The organism is Xenorhabdus sp. NBAII XenSa04, from assembly GCF_963866145.1.
Lineage (GTDB): Bacteria > Pseudomonadota > Gammaproteobacteria > Enterobacterales > Enterobacteriaceae > Xenorhabdus > Xenorhabdus indica.
Genome location: NZ_CAWMEB010000288.1, coordinates 1 through 912, shown reverse-complemented (window position 1 = coordinate 912; position 912 = coordinate 1). Strand labels below are relative to the sequence as shown.

The window sequence follows — 912 nt, the reverse complement described above, 5'->3', positions numbered from 1 at the left end:
AATACATTTAAATGGCTGGACGATGGAATGCAAAACGGTTTTTTGTTTTGTCTTCCATCGTCAGCAGACAAGCCGCACAGCGGCGCGTCAGTCTTCCCGGTTAATGCTGATATTTTGATGGCGCATTCACTACCTGCGTCATCCATTCAAACCAATCTCCGGCAGTATAGGCGCCCTTGCTTGCGCTCAGCACCGTATTTTCCATATCAATATGAAAACGCTGGTGCGAGATATCCTGACAATAGCCCATAAAAGGCTCGTCGATACGATGAAGCTGAATGGCGGTGGCTTCCTTTCTGGAGGAAGGAAAAAACGCCCCGCCGACCTCTGCAAACATGTCCGCATCATCCTGTTGTGCACCACAATGTTCGCAGTGGTTTATCCAGTGCGTTCGGCGTATTCGCCGCCCCACTGTTTTGCGCAAAGTGTGGTGAAAGCCAGATAATACATTGCGCACGGTGGTGGGAATGTCGGCGACATAAAAGGCAAACGCCGGGCTGTCCTGCTCTGAGTAGTCAACTTCAGCGTTGTTTTCGTCGTCATCTTCTTCATCGTCATCATCCGTTTCCAGCATTTTATGCCCGGAAGGCAACATAAATGCGGTGACGGTGGTGTGTTCATGGCACTGTGGGCACAGCGTCCGGGTTTGGGCGAGATACCAAAAGGCCGCATGCACATTGTAGAACGGTAACCAGTTCATAAACGGGGTCGGGTCAAAACTGTCGTCGATATACCAGATTTGGGCGGCTGCATCCCAGTGTGCGCCCAATTTGCGTGCCTTCTCGTGTTCTTCATCGGGGACATTTAAATCAATCCGCAGCATATTACTTCCTTTATTCTTCATGGTTAAGTCTTGGCTAAATACGTTAGTCAGACTATTTAGCTAATTTTCACCAAAGCATAAAGAGTTTA

General features: G+C 48.8%; 1 protein-coding gene. It reads right to left on the bottom strand.

Annotation, left to right across the window (positions count from 1 at the left end):
• Window positions 1–100: 100 nt before the first annotated feature.
• On the bottom strand, window positions 101–823 hold the full coding sequence (locus tag AAC147_RS10295; protein ID WP_047686562.1) for a DUF5710 domain-containing protein: 723 nt from the start codon (window positions 821–823) through the stop codon (window positions 101–103).
• Window positions 824–912: the final 89 nt, after the last annotated feature.

Excerpts from the sequence above, each read along its gene's own strand:
- AAC147_RS10295 (WP_047686562.1), bottom strand. The coding sequence starts at position 823 with ATGCTGCGGATTGATTTAAATGTCCCCGATGAAGAACACGAGAAGGCA.